Here is a 17,828-nt window from a genome sequence, read left to right as displayed (position 1 = left end):
CAGTGTGGCTGATCATCCTCTCAGACCAGCTACCGATCGTCGCCTTGGTGAGCCATTACCTCACCAACAAGCTAATCGGACGCGGGCTCATCTGATAGCGCGAGGCCCGAAGGTCCCCCGCTTTCCCTCGTAAGGCGTATGCGGTATTAGCCCGAGTTTCCTCGGGTTGTTCCCCACTACCAGGCAGATTCCCACGTATTACTCACCCGTCCGCCACTCGCCGCCAGGGAGCAAGCTCCCCGCGCTGCCGTTCGACTTGCATGTGTTAAGCACGCCGCCAGCGTTCAATCTGAGCCAGGATCAAACTCTTCAGTTCAAGAAGCATGACCGCTTCGCGAAGAAGCGGCCGGATCTAGGCCCGACGGAATGGTTCGTATCAACGAACCGTTCGCGCCGATGTTTCTCCTCTTCATCGAGGAGTCGCATCCGCGCGAACACCCACACAATTTACCTGTACGGATTTTTAATCAGCGGGCCTCGAAATCAGGGGCGAAAAAGCGTTGCCCCTGCGAGGCAAGACTGCGTATTATACGCACGATGAGCGATAGATCAAGTACTTGGGCTATTTTTCTTCAATGGATCGGGTATTTCGTGATCTCCCCGTAAATCCCATAAAACATTGATTCATAAGCGTTTTTCTCAAATATCGCTCCTTGCGAGAGAAAAACGAGAGAAAAAAATCACATTTTTTTTGCACGTTCTCGAAGAAAAAATTTCTGAATTTTTCCCGTCGATGTCTTCGGGAGTTCGTCGAAGATCACCGTGCGCGGGATCTTGAATCCGGCGATATGCTCCCGACACCAAGCCACCACTTCCTCCTCCGACAGCGCTTGCCCCTCGATCGGCGTTATGAAGGCGCATACGCTCTCGCCCCAATATTCGTCGGGACGCGCCACCACCGCCGCCTCCATGATCTTCGGATGCCGGAACAGGCATTCCTCGACTTCGAGGCTCGAAATATTCTCGCCGCCGCTGATGATGATGTCCTTGGCCCGATCCTTGATCTCGACATAGCCGTCCGGATGGCGTACCCCCAAATCCCCGGTATGAAACCAACCGCCTCTAAAGGCCTCGTCGGTCGCCGTCGGATTCTTCAAATAACCCCGCATCACCGTATTGCCCCGCAACATCAACTCCCCGATCGTCTCGCCATCCCACGGGGTATCGACCATCGTCTCCGGATCGGCGATCCGCAATGCCTGCATGGTGGGGTAGATCACTCCTTGTCTTGCCATCCTCCCGGCCAGCGTCTCGACATCATCGCTATCCCATTCCTCCTGCCAAGCGCAGACGGTGGTCGGTCCGTAGGTCTCGGTCAACCCGTAGAGATGGGTGACATCGAAACCCATGTTGGACATCGCCTCGATCACCGCGCTCGGCGGGGCCGCGCCCCCGGTCGCCACCTCCACCCGATGCCCAAAGCGGCGCTTGACCTCCTTCGGAGCGTGCAAAAGCAAGTTGAGGACGACCGGGGCTCCGCATAGATGGCTGATCTCGTGCTCCTCGATGAGGGAGAAAATGCGGGCCGGATCGACCGCGCGCAGGCAAACATGCATTCCCCCCGTCGCGCTGACGGCCCAAGTGTAGGTCCAGCCGTTGCAGTGGAACATCGGCAAGGTCCATAGATAGCGCGAGCGAGGGCTCAAACCGAAAGCGAGAATCTGGCCGATAGCGTTGAGATAGGCCCCGCGATGGCTGCAAACGACACCCTTGGGATCGCCCGTCGTGCCCGAGGTATAGCCGAGGCCGATCGCTTGCCACTCATCCTCGGGGTAGCGGTAATCGAAATCCGGCGCCCCTTCGGCGAGCAGGGATTCATAGTCTTTTTCGCCGATGCACCGGCCATGTTCGCAAAGGGGATCATCGATATCGATGACCACCGGCGGGGATGACATCCCGTCGAGGGCGCGGGCGACGACCTTCGAATATTCACGATCCGCAATCAGCAACTTCGTTTGTGCATGCCCCAAGATAAAGCGCAGGGTATCGGCATCGAGGCGGTAGTTGATGGCATTGAGCACCGCTCCGCTCATCGGCACCCCGAAATGGGCTTCGAGCATTTCCGGCACATTCGGCGCCATCACCGACACCGTATCCCCGACCCCCAATCCTCTCCCGGCCAAGGCTCCGGCGAGACGGCGGCTGCGAGCATGGAACTCGGCCCAGGTAAAGCGTCGCTCGCCATAGACCACCGCGGTCTTTTGCGGATAGACCAAAGCCGAACGCTCGATGAAGCCGATCGGCGTCAGAGGAACGAAATTCGCCGGCCCCTTATCCAGAGCCCGCTCATAGGGATTATCGGCATGGGTCATGGCCATCACCTCGAGAATTCCAAGATTCGAAGGGCGCATCCATCCGGGGATCCAAGGTCCGGCGAAGCAACTCACCTTACATCACCGATTCGCCATATTACCCCACACCCTTTCGAGGGCACCGACCCCGGGCATGGTGTCGGCCTTGAACCGGCACCCCTTGGCTCGCCGGCTAAAAACGAAACTGCGTTTCGGCGCGATCGTCCCGAAACCTCCTTCGATCCTCGAATCCGAAGGACTCGCCAAGCACTCGATCGGGAAAACCCAAGATCGATCCATCCTCCAAGGGGCATCTGGTTCCTTATGCGCGCAAAAGCCTCGCCCGCCTTTTCGCATCCACCACTCGTTTATGGCTCACTTATTAGACACAAACCATTTTGTGTCTCACTTTTTGTCAAAAACCGAGACACAAACGGTTTTATGTCTCATTCAATAGAGACAAAGAAAGATTAGAGTGCCTTCCATCCCCGGATGGATGTGCAATGTGCATCGAAGCATCGAACGAGGGCCGATCGGGGCTCGGGGGCTGGCAAAGGCATCGGTCTTCCATGGCCATCGACGGGATCCGAGCGGATAGGAAAAACCGAAGGGGGTGCTGCTGAGGATATCCACAAGGGGATTGATGGTCGAAAGGTAATTGGCCGAAAAATCCCGCGATCCCCGCCATATCACGCCGATATGCCATGCCGACGAATCACAAACAACCGCTCGCATCGGCAACAGGTGCGGCGTTTTCCAAGGAAGGCAATGTCGCTCGAAACCGCTATCCGGCTTTGCGCTCGCCGACGATGGTCTCATAATGATGAGTGTACGATACACCGCCATCACAAACGTTCATCGCAGGGGTCAAAGAAAGCCCCTTTTTATCCCCCGATGCACACCATTCGATTGACGAAATACCAAGGAACGAACCGGATTCGCTCGATGGCCACCCCCGTTCACTATCGACTCGGCGGTTTTCCGCCGAAAAAAGACGATATCGATTTCAATCGTCTCAGCGCCCTTGCGGGCTCGGCGAATCTGGCGCTCGGTCGCTATGACGGATCGCTCGAAAGTATCCCGAATACGGATATCCTCCTCTCGCCTATGGTCATGCACGAAGCGGCGAGCTCGTCGAGGATCGAGGGGACCAATATCACGATGAGCGAGGCCTTCAGGATCGGGGTCGGGGCGGATGAGAATATCGAGGCCGCCAAGCGGGATGATTTCGAGGAGGTTTGGAATTATCGGGAGGCATTGAATTTCTCCACCCAGGAAATACGAGAGGGAAAGCCCATTTCCTTGCATCTTCTTCGGCAAATGCATGAATTGCTGATGAGGGGAGTGCGAGGGCATGACAAGAGCCCCGGCGCCTTCAGAGATCGGCAGAATTGGATCGGGCGACCGGGCTTTGGAATCGAAAACGCCGAATTCGTGCCCATCCCGCAAGAGCACCTCCAATCGGGTCTTGAAAGGTGGATGGAATACCTAAGAAGCACCGAGGAAATCGACCCCTTGGTGCAAATGGCAATCATTCACTTCGAGTTCGAAGCGATCCATCCCTTCAAGGACGGCAATGGTCGTTTGGGGCGCATGCTGATCCCTCTTTTTCTCTACCAACGAGGGATTTTGGGCAGTGCGAACTTCTATATGAGCGATTATTTGGAGGAGAATCGGGAGGAATACGTGGATAAAATGCGGGCGATATCGAGAGATGGACAGTGGACCGGATGGTGTGCGTTTTTCTTGGAAGGAATTGTCCGACAAGCATCGATAAGCCGGCGCAAAGCGGAGAATATCCGCGACCTCCACCGCAAGGTGCAGGATCAAGCATTGACGGCAACGCGCTCTCCATCATGTCGTAAGCGCGGTCGAGTTCATCTTCTCCAACCCCTTCTTTCAAGGCCCTCGATTCATCTCGCAAGCGGGAATACCGAAACCGACGGCGCGGAGAATTCTGAATGTTTTTCGCAAAGAGAGGATCATCGACATATTGCGCCAAGGCAGCGGCCGGCGACCGGGAATCCATGTCTTTTCGTCTTTGTTGAATATCGCCGAAGGAAAAGAGATCTTTTGAATACACAAGGCCACGATTCGCAACTCGATCCGATCGAGCGGGGCGGCGAGGGTCGAAGATCGAGATAACGGGCGAAGATTCGGTATCGAGTCCCTTTCGCTTAGAAGCCAATCGGATTTCCAAGGAGCGTTCGATAATGCCCACCCCCATCGATTTCTACTTCGATTTTTCCTCTCCCTACGCCTACCTTGCAAGCGAGCGCATCGACTCCATCGCCTCTCGGCATGGACGAGAGGTCATTTGGCGACCGTGGCTAATGGGGGCGGCGATGAAGATCACCGGCTCCGCTCCGTTGGTGGATCGCCCGATGATCAACGATTACTCCCGCCATGACTTGGAACGATGCGCTCGCCTTGCCGGACTACCCCTTCGACTCCCCGATCCCTTCCCCTTCGCCGCCATCGCCTCATCGAGAGCGGTGTACCTGATCGAGCGAGAAGAGGGTCCGGCGGCGGCCAAGACCCTCGCCCGGGCGCTTTTTCACGCATCCTTCGGGCTCGGGCGAAGCATCGTCGAGGCGGAAAGGGTCGCCGCCATCACCGAAGCGGCGATCGGCAGCGATCCGGAAGATATCCTTGCAGGGATCGCCGAGCCTGCGATCAAGGAGCGGCTGAAAGAGGTGACCGATGGCGCCATCGCAGGCGGCGTATTCGGCTCTCCTTTCTTTTTGGTCGATGGCGAGGCTTTTTGGGGGCACGATCGACTCGAACAGGTCGATCTCTGGCTGGAGCGAGGCGGCTGGTAGATCCGAAAAATCGGGTCTTGTGCCATACCACCCATTGCCCGCCCAAGCAAGCACCCGAGGCATCAAACCGGCAATGCCGCCTATGGATAAACGCCACGCACGCCGGCGGCGGGATTCGGGTAAGGAGGCTCCTAAGGCTCTTGACAATCCTTTGAAAACCCCCATCGATGATCCCGAAAGGAAGCGGGATCAATCGGCTCGCATCTTGACATAACGCCCCGGCGCATCCTCGATGGCGGGGAGCGATCCCTCGCCCGGAACGCGGGCATCGCAGACCCCGTCGGTGAATTGAAGTACCCAGTCATCCCAATCCGGCCACCACGAACCCTCGTGGGTGCTCGCCGACTCCAACCATTGCTCGCAATCCTCGGTCAACTCCCCGGTGTGGTAGCCATATTTATTGGCCGCCGGGGGGTTGATCACCCCCGCGATATGCCCCGACTTCGCCAAGACGAAGCGCACCGGACCCCGATAGAGCCGGGTGGCGGCGAAGGTGGAGGTCCAAGGGGCGATATGGTCTTCCCGCGCGGACAGGATATACACCGGAATATCGATCTTTCCAAGGTCGATGGGAATCCCGTCGATGGTGATCCCGCCCGGTTGGCAGAGCAGATTGTTTCGATACATATTGCGCAGATATTCGATATGCATCGCCCGCGGCATGCGCGTCGAATCGGAATTCCAGTACAGGAGATCGAAAGGCAGGGGATCTTTGCCCATCAAATAGTTGTTGATCACGAAATTCCAGATCAGATCGTTGGCGCGCAGAAGATTGAAGGCTTCGGCCATATCCGAACCCTCGAAATAGCCCTTCTTGTCCATCGCCGCTTCGACTTGGGCCAACTGATCATCGTCGACGAAAACCCCGAGATCGCCCGGCTCGGAAAAATCGACCATCGTGGTGAAAAAAGTCGCGGACTCGATCGGTCGCTCGTCGCGGGCGGCGAGCCATGCCAGGGTCATGGACAACAAGGTGCCGCCGATGCAATAGCCGATGGCATTGACCCTCTCCTCGCCCGTCGCCTGCCTAACGGCCGAAATCGCGGCCAAGGCGCCCGAGCGCACATAATCGGCAAGGGTTTTATCGGCGAGATTCTCGTCGGGGTTGATCCATGAGATCACGAAAACCGTATGCCCTTGTTCGACGGCCCAGCGGATAAACGAGTTCTTCGGTCGTAAATCGAGGATGTAGAACTTGTTGATCCAAGGCGGGATGATCAAAAGCGGGCGCTTGCGCACTTGGGGGGTGGTCGGTGCGTATTGGATCAATTGCATGAGATCGTTTTCGAATACCACCTTGCCGGGGGTGATGGCGATATTGTCCCCGAGTTGGAATTTTTCGGTGTCGGTCATCCGAATGCGCAGTTTGCCCTGCCCCGACTCCAGATCTTCGAGGACATTTTCCAACCCCTGCAAGAGATTTTCTCCGCCGCTTTCGATCGTGCGCTGCACCACCTGCGGATTGGTCATGGCGAAGTTCGTGGGGGAAAGAGCGTCGATGAACTGCCGCGTGAAGAATTCCGCCTTGCGAGCCGTTTGCGCATCGAGACCTTGAGTTTCTCGCACCGTCGACAGGAAATGTCTCGATATCAGCAGATAGCCCTGCTTGATTTGATCGTAAAAAGGATTTTCGCTCCAAGCGGCATCGGAAAAGCGCCGATCACCGGGCGCAGGTTTCTCTATCGGATCGCTCGGCTGTCCGGCAAAGCGCCGAGCGGCATGCTCCCACAGCCTTGCATAATCCTGCCAAAATGCGACTTGGGCATCGGCCAATCGCTTCGGATCGGCCAACATCCGCTGCCACAGATCCTGACCGAGCTTCGAGATCGTCGGCGATGGCAGAGGATTGAATTCCTCGGGATCATCGGCTTGGCGTTCGGCGAGGATCCGCATGATGGATTGACTGCGCTCGGCGATCCGGCCCATTGCGGCCCCGAGCCTCTCGTAATCGGGTTGACTCGATGGCGCCGAATCACGACTCGCTCTTCTTGCATGCGGTGATTCTCGGGAAGATGCCTCGGCGGATGCTCCGGAGGATGTTTCGGGGGCGGATTTTGCGGATCCGACGAACTTTTCATGATTTGAGGAGTCAACCATCAATACAGCCTCTTTGAAAATGGGCGAAGAAAAGAAAATGAACCTCTTTACCCGGGATAAAAAACCCATGGCAAAGCGTTCGGAAATCGCAGTCATTCGGTCTTCGTTCTCGACCCTCGACCGAGTAACGAGCATCGTCATGCGATTTGCGACAAAGTCCGAGAAAAAGCCGATTATGCAAGCAACGATAAGCACAATTCCTGTCATACTTGCTGTATGGTATGAATTTTTTTCGATGTTTTGAACATACCGGGAGATGAAACCGAACTCGGTATGAGCGGATTCGACTAGTTGAGGAGGGGGAGAAGTAGTACCTACCAACCCGGAGGAAGCATGCTGAACAGTAACGCGCCACCGAGCGCCAATGATTTCACCTCGGATAGCGAAAACGATAAGCCATCCGGTCTCGGCGATGGTTCGGTCACCAAGAAGTCGAACCGCAAGAAAGCGCACGACAACGCATTCGCAGGAGATGAAAAATCCCCGGCGGACTTTGCGCATCATTCATCGTCCGCAGCCCCCGATGGGCGCCGGGATGACTCGAAAAGGGATGGAGCGCTTGCAAATTCGCAGCCGAGCGCCGATGCGCAAAGCGGCTCCGAAGCGGCCGATTTCACTTTCGATCGAAGTATCAATACGAATGAGACGAAGATCGATCGAAAAGGCGCCCGATCGAAAGCCCATTCTCGCTTTCAAACCGAGTGGGTGGCGGCGATGGCGAGATTGGGCGATCGCGACCGAGCGATCCTGCAAAGGCGAATCGGGCTGCGAACCGGGGCGATCGACACCCTCGCATCGATCGGCGAGGACCTGAATGTCACCCGCGAGCGGGTGCGTCAGTTGGAAAAAATCGCCCATCGGCGCATCTTCGAAGAATACGATCGAGGCGGTCGCCGACTGGGCGCCGAGCTCGTTTTTCAGATCGAGCAATCCGTCGCCGACAATAACGGCCAGCCTTTGTCTTTGAGGCAGATCGGCCGGATCAACCCTTGGTTCGCCGGGACCGATCGCCGGATATTGAACCATGCCCTCGATCTCATGCATCCGCAGCGCTGGCACTTGGTCGATGTGGATAACGAAGCCTATCTATGCGATATCCCGTCGCATCAATGGACAACATGCTTGGCTCGGGGACGAGATCTATTGCGCTTGGGCTCATTCAACCGCACCAAGGACAGCGGATTGCGGGTGATCGACCCGGCGAAGGGTCTTCGGCGCTCGGTCTTGCGCAAAAAATTGAATGCCCTGTTGCCGAGCGGCACCGAATGCGCTTGGGTGGATCTGGTCCTCCAATCGATCGCCCGAAAAGCGGTTTTCGCCGAGGACGGCTCCGGTGATCCCCTGCTGATCTCCGCTTGGCGATCCGGCGAAGCCCATATCATGCGATTGTTGGTGGAGTCGGACCATCCTATCCATCATCAAGAGGCCAAGGAGATCCTCTATCGAAGGTATCGGGTCGATATCGATCACCGAAGAGCGCATAACGCCCTCTCCGGATGCGGGTTGCTCTTCGGCCGCGGCACCTACGGATTGAAAAAGCATCTGAAGCTCTCGAATTCCCGTGCTCTTTCGTTGGTCGGCGAGGTGGAGAGGCTCGCCCATCGAAAACCCTTTACCGGGCGGCAATGGCATTGCAGCGAAATGCTGCAATGCCTTGGAGATAGAGGCTACAACCTATCGGGGGTCGATGAATATATCCTGCACGTGGCCTTGCAGATCCACAATCGCAAACTGGATTCCTTGGGCCGACTGATGTGGATTGTAGGTTCGGGGAAATTGATCCGCGACACCGCCCGCCGGGTTCCGATCTTGAGCACCGTCGAGAGCATCTTGGAAGAACACGGCGAACCGATGGGCAACACCCGATTGCGCAAAGCGGTTCGCGAACGACGCGGGCTCGGCAGGAACTTCGCCCTCCATCCGCGCGGACGCTTGGTACGTACCGAACGCGGTCGGTGGGGGTTGGCCGATCGCGACGTACCCCTCGATGCGGTGCAACTCAAACACTTCGTCGATGCGGTGATGACCCTCCTCGAAGACGATTCCGAACGCCTCGAAGACCGGGATCTACCGATGATCGCCTTCGAGGTGACCGGGGTGAAGGATCTCGATCAGGTGATGCTGACTTCGTTGCTGCAACGCACCGGGAAGGTGTCCTTCAATCGACGAGGGTTGGTACGACGCATCGATGAGAGGGACGCCTGAAACGCCGAGCGCCGACGAATCATCGGGCTTTTCGAACGAGCGGTTTTCCAACGAGGTCGGTACCGAGGATCGACGCCGAGGCTTGATAGGTGCGAGCGAAATCCGCACCGGGCGAGGATCGATCCGGGCCCTCGTTCATGCCAAGCGAATCGATGGCCTTGCAAAGCGCCACCAATAAAAGACGAAAGCGGCCACCGACCCGGCGGCGACGAAGGCGACGCCCCGATCCGGATGGGCCAAGGCGACCCCGGACAACGCCACGAGGATCAGGCGTAGCCCGTAGTCGAGAGGGGTTCGATCCGAGAATTTCGCCCACAGCCCGAAGGTCAGGCCCGTCGCCGCCATCAACACCAAAGCGGTCGCCGCCAACTGCGCAAGCCCCGGCTCGAGCACGATCTCCGGGCGCAGAAAAACCGCCGCCATCAACACGAACAGACTCGTACAAAGGCCTAGCGAGCGCAGCAATGTCCCTGCGAAAGAGGCTCGAGCGATGCGCGAGGTCACCGCGGCCACCACCGATGTCGGCGGCGTCAACTCCCCCCAAACCGCAAGGAAGAAAGCGAAAAAATGGACCGGCCAAGGGTCCATCCCCGCCTTGATCATCTGCGGTGCGATCACCAAGGCGGTGAGGATATAGGTGGGCGCCGGGGGGAGCCCCATCCCGAGCAGGGCTCCGAAGACGAAGGCCACCAACGCCATCGCCGCCAAGTGAATCGATGCCGCCTCGATCAGCAAAAAACCGACCTTCGGCGGCACTCCGGTATTGACGAAAGCGCTGGTCAAAATCGATAGCGTGGCCAACAGCAAGGTCAGATCGGCGGTCATCGAGGCAAAGGAATCGAAAAAGCGAAGGATCGCCGTCTTCGTTGTCAACCGAGTATCGCCTCCGGCTCCAAGGTCTTGACTTTGGCTGCGATCCATCGAGATCGATGGATCCTCGCTACCGCTCCTTGCCGGCGGGGAAACGCGGCGAGCGCGAAAATCAAGGGCCAGCTGCATGACGAAAAGACCGGCCCCGACCGCCAAGAAGACATATAGGGCGGCGAATATCGGCGCTAAATGCAAGGCCGACATCAACACGATCAGCCCCGCCACCACCATGATGAACGCCGCGAAGCGGACGTAATCCTCCGCGCGCATCGGCAAGGCGGCCTCGACCATGCGGATCTCGCCCCGGCGCGCCGAGATCAGATAGACCCCCAACGCCAGCGCCACGAAATAAACCAAGGCCGGGGCATAGCCTCGGGCGACCACATCGAAATAACTCCGACCGAGAAAATCCGCCATCAAGAAGGCGGAAATTCCCATGATCGGCGGCATCAATTGACCGCCCAACGAGGCCGCCGCCTCCACCGCCGCCGCGTTCTCGCGCTTCATCCCCGCTTTGATCAAGGCCGGGATGGTCGCCGATCCGGTGGTCACCGCATTGGCCGCACCGCTACCGCTGACCGCCGCCACCCCCATCGAACCCATCACCGCCGCCTGCGGCAAGGCATGGGTCGAGCGCATCGCGATCCTCGAGGCAAAACGCAAAATCGAATCGATGCAGCCGAAAGCGCGCAGGACACTCAAAACCAGCACGAAGGATCCGATCAGCGTCAACGCCAGTTGCGGCAAGCCGGAGAAGACCCCGGTCGTATCCTCGAGGCTTAGCGAAGTGACGATCCTTTTCCAGGAAAGACCGGGGTGATTGAAAATCCCGGGCACGATATCGCCGTAGACCGCATAGAGGATCAGCACGATATTGAGCACGAAAAGGACGAAATAACGCTTGCGGGCGTACTCCATCACCAATAAAACCATCAATCCCCCGATCAGCAGATCGGTGGCGTTCCAAATACCGGCGCGCACCGTCCCGATCGCATGAAACTCCTTGAACAGATAGACCGAAACGGTCAAGGCGATCGCGCAGTAGACGACGGCGATGACGCGGTTGAGGTTCTCGCTCAACGAGGGATAGAGCGTGCCTCGGCGCAACGAATCCAGCGTAAAGAGCACGAAGGTGATCGGCACCATCGTGAAGGCGAGCAGGGTCGGCCCGCCCTCGGTGGTGAGGTAGTAATAAAAAAGCCAGGCGAAGAAAACGACGGCCACGAGGTAATAAAGAACATCGACCACCGGGCGATCGAGGGTCTCGTATTGCCCGAGATCGATGGACGGATCCCCTCGCTCTTCATCGGGGGCGTCTTCGGGGAGCCGATTCATCGATCCCGCACCTTTTTGGTCCCGCCGAAAACGCATCGCCGACGCCGGCAAGTGAGAAGGCGAGGATGCGGCGATCGCCCCTTGCGAAAAACGAGCGCCAAGATAAAGGGGCAAGAGCGTTTCATGCAAGATCCATCGTCATCGCAAAGGCATCGTGGACGATAAGTGGACGATAAGCGACCGCTGCGAGCGCCTCGATGGTTCGTGGATCTCGAAGGGTCGATGATCGATCCGGATCGTCGCTAAAAGGCAGCCCCGGTCTTCGTTCGAAGGGCCGCCTTTTAGCGAGAGATCGGATTTCGATATGCTGCGACAAAAGCGAGATCGACGAATCATCGGGCGATGCGGGAATCCCATTTCGCATCCCATACGCCTTTTTCTCGCATGTAGCGGGCAAGCCCGGGATGGACCTTGACCAGATCGATCGACGCCTCCACACCTCGCCGCTGCATTCTCGGCATATCCTCCTTGATTTGTCGGAAAGCCTTGTCGGAGGCGGCGATATCGTCGATATTCGCCTCGACGGTACGCAAGATGCCGTACATATCCTCCTCGGGGACATCCATCCCCAGATGCAATCCATAGAAGAAGGGAAGCATCATCGCACTCTTCGCATAATCCTTCTTTTTATCGAAGGCCGAGGTCTCGACCGAAACCATCGCGATCCCCGCGGATTCAAGCCTCTCGAGCTCGGATGCGGAGGGGCTCAAAAGCGCCCAATCGGTCTGCAACGAAGCCTCGTTCAGCCACGGGGGAGGGGTGGTCTCGGCATTGACATAAACCCCGAAACCGGTGAAGCGCCCCTGTTCGAGCAGGGATCCTGCGGTCTTGATATCGACTTCGAGATAATCGTGCTCGATACCCAAAGCCTCGAAGGCTCGTTCCAGCGCCGCCCGGGTATCCCATGGGCGAGGCCCCGTGAACACTCGCTCGCCGTCCAGATCGCCCCAACTGTTGATTTTGCCGACATTATCGGAGTGAATGCCCACTCCCATCTCCAAGGTGAAGGTCCAAAAAGACTGCACCGGCTCACGCTTCATCTGATCTTTGAATCCCTCGAAGCGCCGGATATTGTTGGCGAATTCGTAAAAGGCGATATCCGAGCCGTAATAACCCTCGAAATCCCCGATGGCATAGCCCTTGACCGAAACGATGGCCCCCGGGGTCGGCTGGACGGTGAATTCATAGCCCTGAACCTCTTTATTGAGCGTTTGGGCGAGGTTGGTCAATGTGCGGTGACCGCTCGAGCCGACTCGGGAGGTCCCCCAGCGAATTTCCTTCTCGTTCGCTTGCGCCCGCACTTCTTGCGCGACACCGCTTGCGAGCATGCCCGCAGCGATCAGCAAACAGGTTATCGATTTTCCGAGCGTCATTGATGAAAATCCCTCATGGTTATCGATCGATGAAATACCTCGATGAAACATCGACACGCGTTTTATTCGAAGAGATCGAAAGAACGAGAGTCTCGGACTCGATCTCCCGCCTAAATGCCCGATGCCCCCCTACGGCGACCATCGAATGCAAAACGCTATCATAAATTCCCGCAGGACAAAGAATCAGCGACGAAAAACGTCTTGGATCCCGACTCGGATCCCGATCCTGCACCGAACGCACTTCGAATCGGCAAAGAAGCGCACTCCTTTTTCGCGATCCCTATTTCAATGTACGATGAATATCAAAGTCCGATGATGAGCGATGGGCGCTTGGCGTTCGAAGAAGCGGGAGGATCCCAATGCGCTTTCTCGAAATCTCGGCGTTTTTCGAAATCTCGAGGGGCTCGGCGAATCCGATCGATCGAAAACCCGCTTCGATCCTCCCCTCCATTCTCCTTTCTATTCTCCTTGTCTGCGGCATCATCTGCGGCATCGGGTGATAACATCGATCCGCCGAGACGATGCCGAGACGATATCGATAGTAACCGCTTTATAATTTTTCCGCCCGGGTGCCCAAAATCGAACGGCTCGGCATCATCGGTAAAACAGGCTCGCAGCTTGCGCAAAACAAGCGAGAACTCGATTCGAAGGAGCGATAGGAATCGACGGATCCGAAAAGGGGTGGTGATGCCGCCCGACTTCGGATCCTCGCATCGAACGACTCGACGATCGATCCTCGCATCGATGTTCTCGTTCACTATCCGAGACTTCGACTTCGAGGGGCGCAAGACTTCGAACGACAAGAGATCGATAAGCGAAATCCGCTCAACTGAGGAGGATCTATGAGAAGGCTTGGCAACACCCTGATCGTCGCCTGGATGATATCCGGCGCCGCCCTTTCATCCGTCGGTGCCGATGAGAGGCGATTCGACAATATCATCGTGATCGGCGATAGCCTGAGCGACTCCGGAACATTCGGCGGCCCGATCACCGACTTCGATCCGAGGGACGGACAAACGAGTCACCCCGGCGAGATCGCCGAGATCTTCGGTCTGCCGATGATCCCCAATGTCGCCCTGCCCGGCCTGCCGAGCGGAGGAACGAACTATGCCCAAGGCGGAGCGAGGGTCGCAGGGCCCTTGCCCGATAACACGCGGATCCCCACCGGCAACCCGGCCTTGAGTCTCGAAGGACAAATGCAAAATCTGCTCGAGGATCGCAACGGTAACCTGAGCGAAAAAGATCTGGTGATCGTCTGGGGCGGAGCGAACGACCTACGCGACCGGCTTGCCGATCTGGGCCGCGCCGCGGTCCAAGCCCAAGCGGTAAGCGCCGAGACTTATGCCTCCGCCATCGCCGGCGGAGCGAGCGAAGCCGATGCCACCGCGGCGGCGAGCGCGGCGGCCAATCGCATCCTCGACGAAGCGAGAGCGACGGCGGCAACGCGATTGAGCGCCGCCGCCGATACTTATGCGGCGATCATCAATCGCCTCCGTCAGGCGGGGGCGACCAATATCATCGCCATCACCGCTCCGGACGTGATCCGAACCCCGGATTTCAACGATCAAATCGCCGGACTTTCCGATGAGGGCAAGGCGCAGCAGATCGCCGGCGCCCGCAGTCTCTCCGATCTTTTCAACAACGCTTGGCGGGCGCAAACGGGGGATCGGGCGAGTGTCATGGATGCCGGAGCGACGCTGGACCACCTGCTCGAAAACGCAAGTCGTTATGGAATGACTTGGGATCCGCAAGATCAGACCCTGAACGTCTGCAACCAACGGGATGCCGATGGCAATATCGCCATCGGAGGCTGCGCCCCACCGCCGGCGGGAGCGGATCGCACACTCCCCTTCGCCGACGGCATCCATCCCTCGGCGATGCTCCATGGCACCTTTGCCCAAATGATAGCCGGGACCATCGTCGGGGTCACCCAGCTCGGCGGCATGCCCGCAACGCTGATGGCCGAGCTGAGGCAGCGCCATATCGACCTCGACCATCGCCTGAATCCGAGCTCGATGTCGATGCGTGACGAACAAGGGGATATGCGCGAACGTCCGCCGGGGGATGTCGAGATCCACGGCGGAGCGGATATCGCCTTCTTCGGCCAGGATCCGGGGCAAGTGATGCCCGGCTTCGAGTCGCGCACCCGAGGATTCAATATCGCCGCCGACACGATGTTCTCGACCGATACCATGCTCGGCGCCGGACTATCCTTCGGTCAGAGCCTGACCGAATACGATGAGGATCGGGGCGACTTCGACGCCTTCATCATCACCGGAAGCGTCTTCGGGATCACCAAACTCTCTTCGAATATCTATGCCAAGGGGCTCATCGAGGGCGGGTTGATCGATATCCACGGCATCGAGCGCAAGGTGGCCGTCAACTCCGTTGTCGACAGATACGATGCCGATACCGGCGGAAGTCACTTCTCGGCCAAGGCCGGGTTGGGGGCGAGTTTTGCCTTCGGAAGCGGGTTGACCCTCGATCCCCACATCGATTTCACCTTCGAGCGCGTCAGCCTCGATGGCTTCACCGAAAGCGCCTTCGGAGCCTCGAATCCGAATCTTGCTGCGACCTTGGGCGATATGCGCTACGAGACGAGCCGCCTGAGTCTGGGGCTATCGGGTCTGTTCAGCCCCTCTAGCATGTCCGATTGGATGATCCGGGTTCGAGGCAGTTTCGAGCAGGATTTCGGCGATGACGATATCGTCGTCCCCTTCGCCACCACCGGACCCCTCGTTTCGCATCGCGTCCCCCATCTCGACGATCGATTCGGCCTGCTTTCCGTGTCGCTTCGGCGTCAACTCACGGCACCGGATGCTTCTTTGAGTTTTCACGGCAGCACCTTGGTGGGAAGCAAAGGATCGTCGGGTTTCACCTTCGGTCTCGAATACCGCCACGGTTTTTGAGCGAGACCGCCGAGATATCTTGCGGGATTCGAACCGAGAACATCGGCATAAAAACACGAGGGGGCAACCCGCCCCCTCGTTTTCGGATCCTTATCCAGGGCGAATCCTTGTATCCGCCTTTGAAACCCTCGCCGGCGGCGCCGAGGCTATCGGGCCCAAAGCCATTCGAAGCTCGCCCTTGCCAGCAGAGAAAAACCCACCACCAGCAATAATGAGGCGACGGCCCGCTTCATCGCCGCCCCGGGAAGACGATGGGCAAGGCGGGCGCCGAACCACACCCCGATCATCAACAGTCCGGTGATCAAGGCCGCGGCCTTGAAATCGATCTCGACCTGCAGGGAATTTCCCAAGGTGGCGGAGATCGATATCGGCATTTGCACCGCCTGAGACAACCCCACGACCGGCAACACCGCCATCCGCAGCCCGAGCAGCAAAGGAACCAAAACCAAAGGGCCGCCGGTGCCGCTCATCGCCGAGCCGATCCCGGTGAGCAGACCGATGGCGAAGAAAGCGCGGGGTGTCGGATTCGAAGGCGGGGCTAAAAGCGCATCCCTTCGACGCAGCGTATTGATGGCGCTGACGACGATCAAAGCGCCGATCAAGGATTCCAAGAGCCGAGCGTCGGTTGCGTGCACCGCATAAGCGCCGACGAAAGCACCGGGCATCGCTCCCGAGGAGAGCCATCCGACTTCGCGCCATTTGATCGACCCCGATCGGGCGTATTCGATCGAACCCAGCATCCCGGCGAAGAAATAAGCGGCCATGGCGGCGGCGATCGCGGCATGGATCGGCATCCCCGCGATGTAAACGAGAGCGGGAACCAAAAGCACCCCGCCGACACCGACGGATCCGATCAGAAGGCCCACCACGACGATGATCGCACCCAATAGCGCAAGGACCGGCTCGCTCATCCTTTTTATCGGCTCCCGATCCGAGTGCATCCGATAACGAGACGAATCCCGATGCCGGAATTCGTTGCCCGAACATCTTCGCACCCTATCCTGCGCAGAGGAAAGACGGCCGTCGATGCATCGAGCGGGCCATTGACCGCAACCGGTCGAAAAACGACCCCGATCCAAGCGGCGAGGGATGGATGAAACCCCGAACTTCTCATGGAACTCGAGTGTCGCCCGATAGTCTCGATACGCCATAAAAAGGCGTCTTTTCGATCCCGATGCGAAAAGCATCGCCTTTTGAAAAAACGGCTTCGGTGCATTGACACCTTGGAGCGAACCCGAAAAAGCGGGGCATCCATCGACGACGATCCCCCCCTAAGACCGTGCGGGCAACTCGAGAGGATCGAGACCTCGAAGCCGATCCCGGTCCGACTCCCGATCCGATATCTCGCCCGGATCGTTGCTTGGCCTTTCGGATATCTCCTCTCGGATATCTCCTCTCGGATATCCCCTCCCGGATATCTCCTTTCGAACATCCCTTTTCTAACGACCCTTGAAATTCCCCCGTCGGCGTTCGGCCATCGCGCGCACTCCCTCGAGATGATCTTCGGTGCAACGCAAACGACTTTGCTCGGCGAGCTCTCGATCGGTGGCATCGCGCACCGCATCCGCCAGCCCTTGGCGCAAGGTGGCGCGAATCGAGCCGACCGCCAGCGGGGCCGCGCTTGCGATCTCCGCTGCGAGTTCCAAGGCCTTGGAGCGCACATCCGAATCATCGACGAGCTCATCGGCAAGACCGATGCGAACCGCCTCCTCCCCCTTGATGCGCGCTCCGGTATAGAGCATGCGAGCCGCTTGGGTTTGCCCGACGAGGCGTGGCAGGGTGATGCTGATCCCGAAACCCTGGTGGATTCCCAGTTGGGCGAAGTTGGCGACGAAACGCGAGCGATCGCAGGCAACTCTGAAATCGGCGGATAGCGCCAGCCCCAATCCCCCGCCCACCGCCGCCCCTTGCACCGCAGCGATCACC

At 58.3% G+C, this 17,828-nt stretch carries 10 protein-coding genes and 1 rRNA gene; 4 read left to right on the top strand and 7 right to left on the bottom strand.

Going from position 1 to position 17,828, the window contains the following annotated elements:
• Window positions 1-316 (bottom strand): 16S ribosomal RNA (locus BF99_RS0115530); the annotation flags it as partial.
• A gap of 364 nt (window positions 317-680) precedes the next feature.
• Window positions 681-2,387, bottom strand: a complete 1,707-nt coding sequence (locus tag BF99_RS0115525) for an acyl-CoA synthetase (RefSeq protein WP_025771698.1) — start codon at window positions 2,385-2,387, stop codon at window positions 681-683.
• 798 nt (window positions 2,388-3,185) lie between these two features.
• Between BF99_RS0115525 and BF99_RS21190 the strand changes: the two genes are divergently transcribed.
• Both BF99_RS21190 and BF99_RS0115505 read left to right on the top strand, forming a co-directional pair.
• A complete protein-coding gene (locus BF99_RS21190) occupies window positions 3,186-4,436 on the top strand; it encodes a Fic family protein (protein WP_051482951.1) in 1,251 nt (416 codons plus the stop codon).
• A 68-nt stretch (window positions 4,437-4,504) separates the two neighbouring features.
• On the top strand, window positions 4,505-5,113 hold the full coding sequence (locus BF99_RS0115505) for a 2-hydroxychromene-2-carboxylate isomerase (protein WP_025771693.1): 609 nt from the start codon (window positions 4,505-4,507) through the stop codon (window positions 5,111-5,113).
• 189 nt (window positions 5,114-5,302) lie between these two features.
• Here BF99_RS0115505 and BF99_RS0115500 read toward each other — a convergent pair whose 3' ends face one another.
• On the bottom strand, window positions 5,303-7,039 hold the full coding sequence (locus BF99_RS0115500) for a PHA/PHB synthase family protein (protein ID WP_025771691.1): 1,737 nt from the start codon (window positions 7,037-7,039) through the stop codon (window positions 5,303-5,305).
• Between the two features lie 504 nt (window positions 7,040-7,543).
• Between BF99_RS0115500 and BF99_RS0115490 the strand changes: the two genes are divergently transcribed.
• A complete protein-coding gene (locus tag BF99_RS0115490) occupies window positions 7,544-9,415 on the top strand; it encodes a sigma factor-like helix-turn-helix DNA-binding protein (protein ID WP_025771689.1) in 1,872 nt (623 codons plus the stop codon).
• A gap of 135 nt (window positions 9,416-9,550) precedes the next feature.
• On the opposite strand, the gene BF99_RS0115480 is transcribed toward BF99_RS0115490, so the two are convergent.
• Together BF99_RS0115480 and BF99_RS0115470 are read right to left on the bottom strand one after the other, a co-directional pair.
• A complete protein-coding gene (locus BF99_RS0115480) occupies window positions 9,551-11,620 on the bottom strand; it encodes a TRAP transporter permease (protein ID WP_197019180.1) in 2,070 nt (689 codons plus the stop codon).
• A 332-nt stretch (window positions 11,621-11,952) separates the two neighbouring features.
• The gene (locus BF99_RS0115470) at window positions 11,953-12,993 is read right to left on the bottom strand and encodes a TAXI family TRAP transporter solute-binding subunit (RefSeq protein WP_025771686.1); all 1,041 of its coding nucleotides are present in this window, start codon (window positions 12,991-12,993) and stop codon (window positions 11,953-11,955) included.
• Between the two features lie 842 nt (window positions 12,994-13,835).
• Between BF99_RS0115470 and BF99_RS0115450 the strand changes: the two genes are divergently transcribed.
• A complete protein-coding gene (locus BF99_RS0115450; protein ID WP_025771682.1) occupies window positions 13,836-15,902 on the top strand; it encodes an autotransporter domain-containing protein in 2,067 nt (688 codons plus the stop codon).
• Window positions 15,903-16,048: 146 nt separating this feature from the next.
• On the opposite strand, the gene BF99_RS0115445 is transcribed toward BF99_RS0115450, so the two are convergent.
• Together BF99_RS0115445 and BF99_RS0115435 are read right to left on the bottom strand one after the other, a co-directional pair.
• Window positions 16,049-16,813, bottom strand: a complete 765-nt coding sequence (locus tag BF99_RS0115445; RefSeq protein ID WP_038098648.1) for a sulfite exporter TauE/SafE family protein — start codon at window positions 16,811-16,813, stop codon at window positions 16,049-16,051.
• A 528-nt stretch (window positions 16,814-17,341) separates the two neighbouring features.
• Window positions 17,342-17,828 (bottom strand): enoyl-CoA hydratase/isomerase family protein (locus BF99_RS0115435; RefSeq protein ID WP_025771678.1); only part of this gene is annotated, 487 nt, incomplete at its 5' end.

Origin of the sequence: Thioalkalivibrio sp. HK1 (genome assembly GCA_000583135.1) — a bacterium.
Taxonomy (GTDB): domain Bacteria; phylum Pseudomonadota; class Gammaproteobacteria; order HK1; family HK1; genus HK1.
This window is presented reverse-complemented; position numbering and strand designations above follow the sequence as displayed.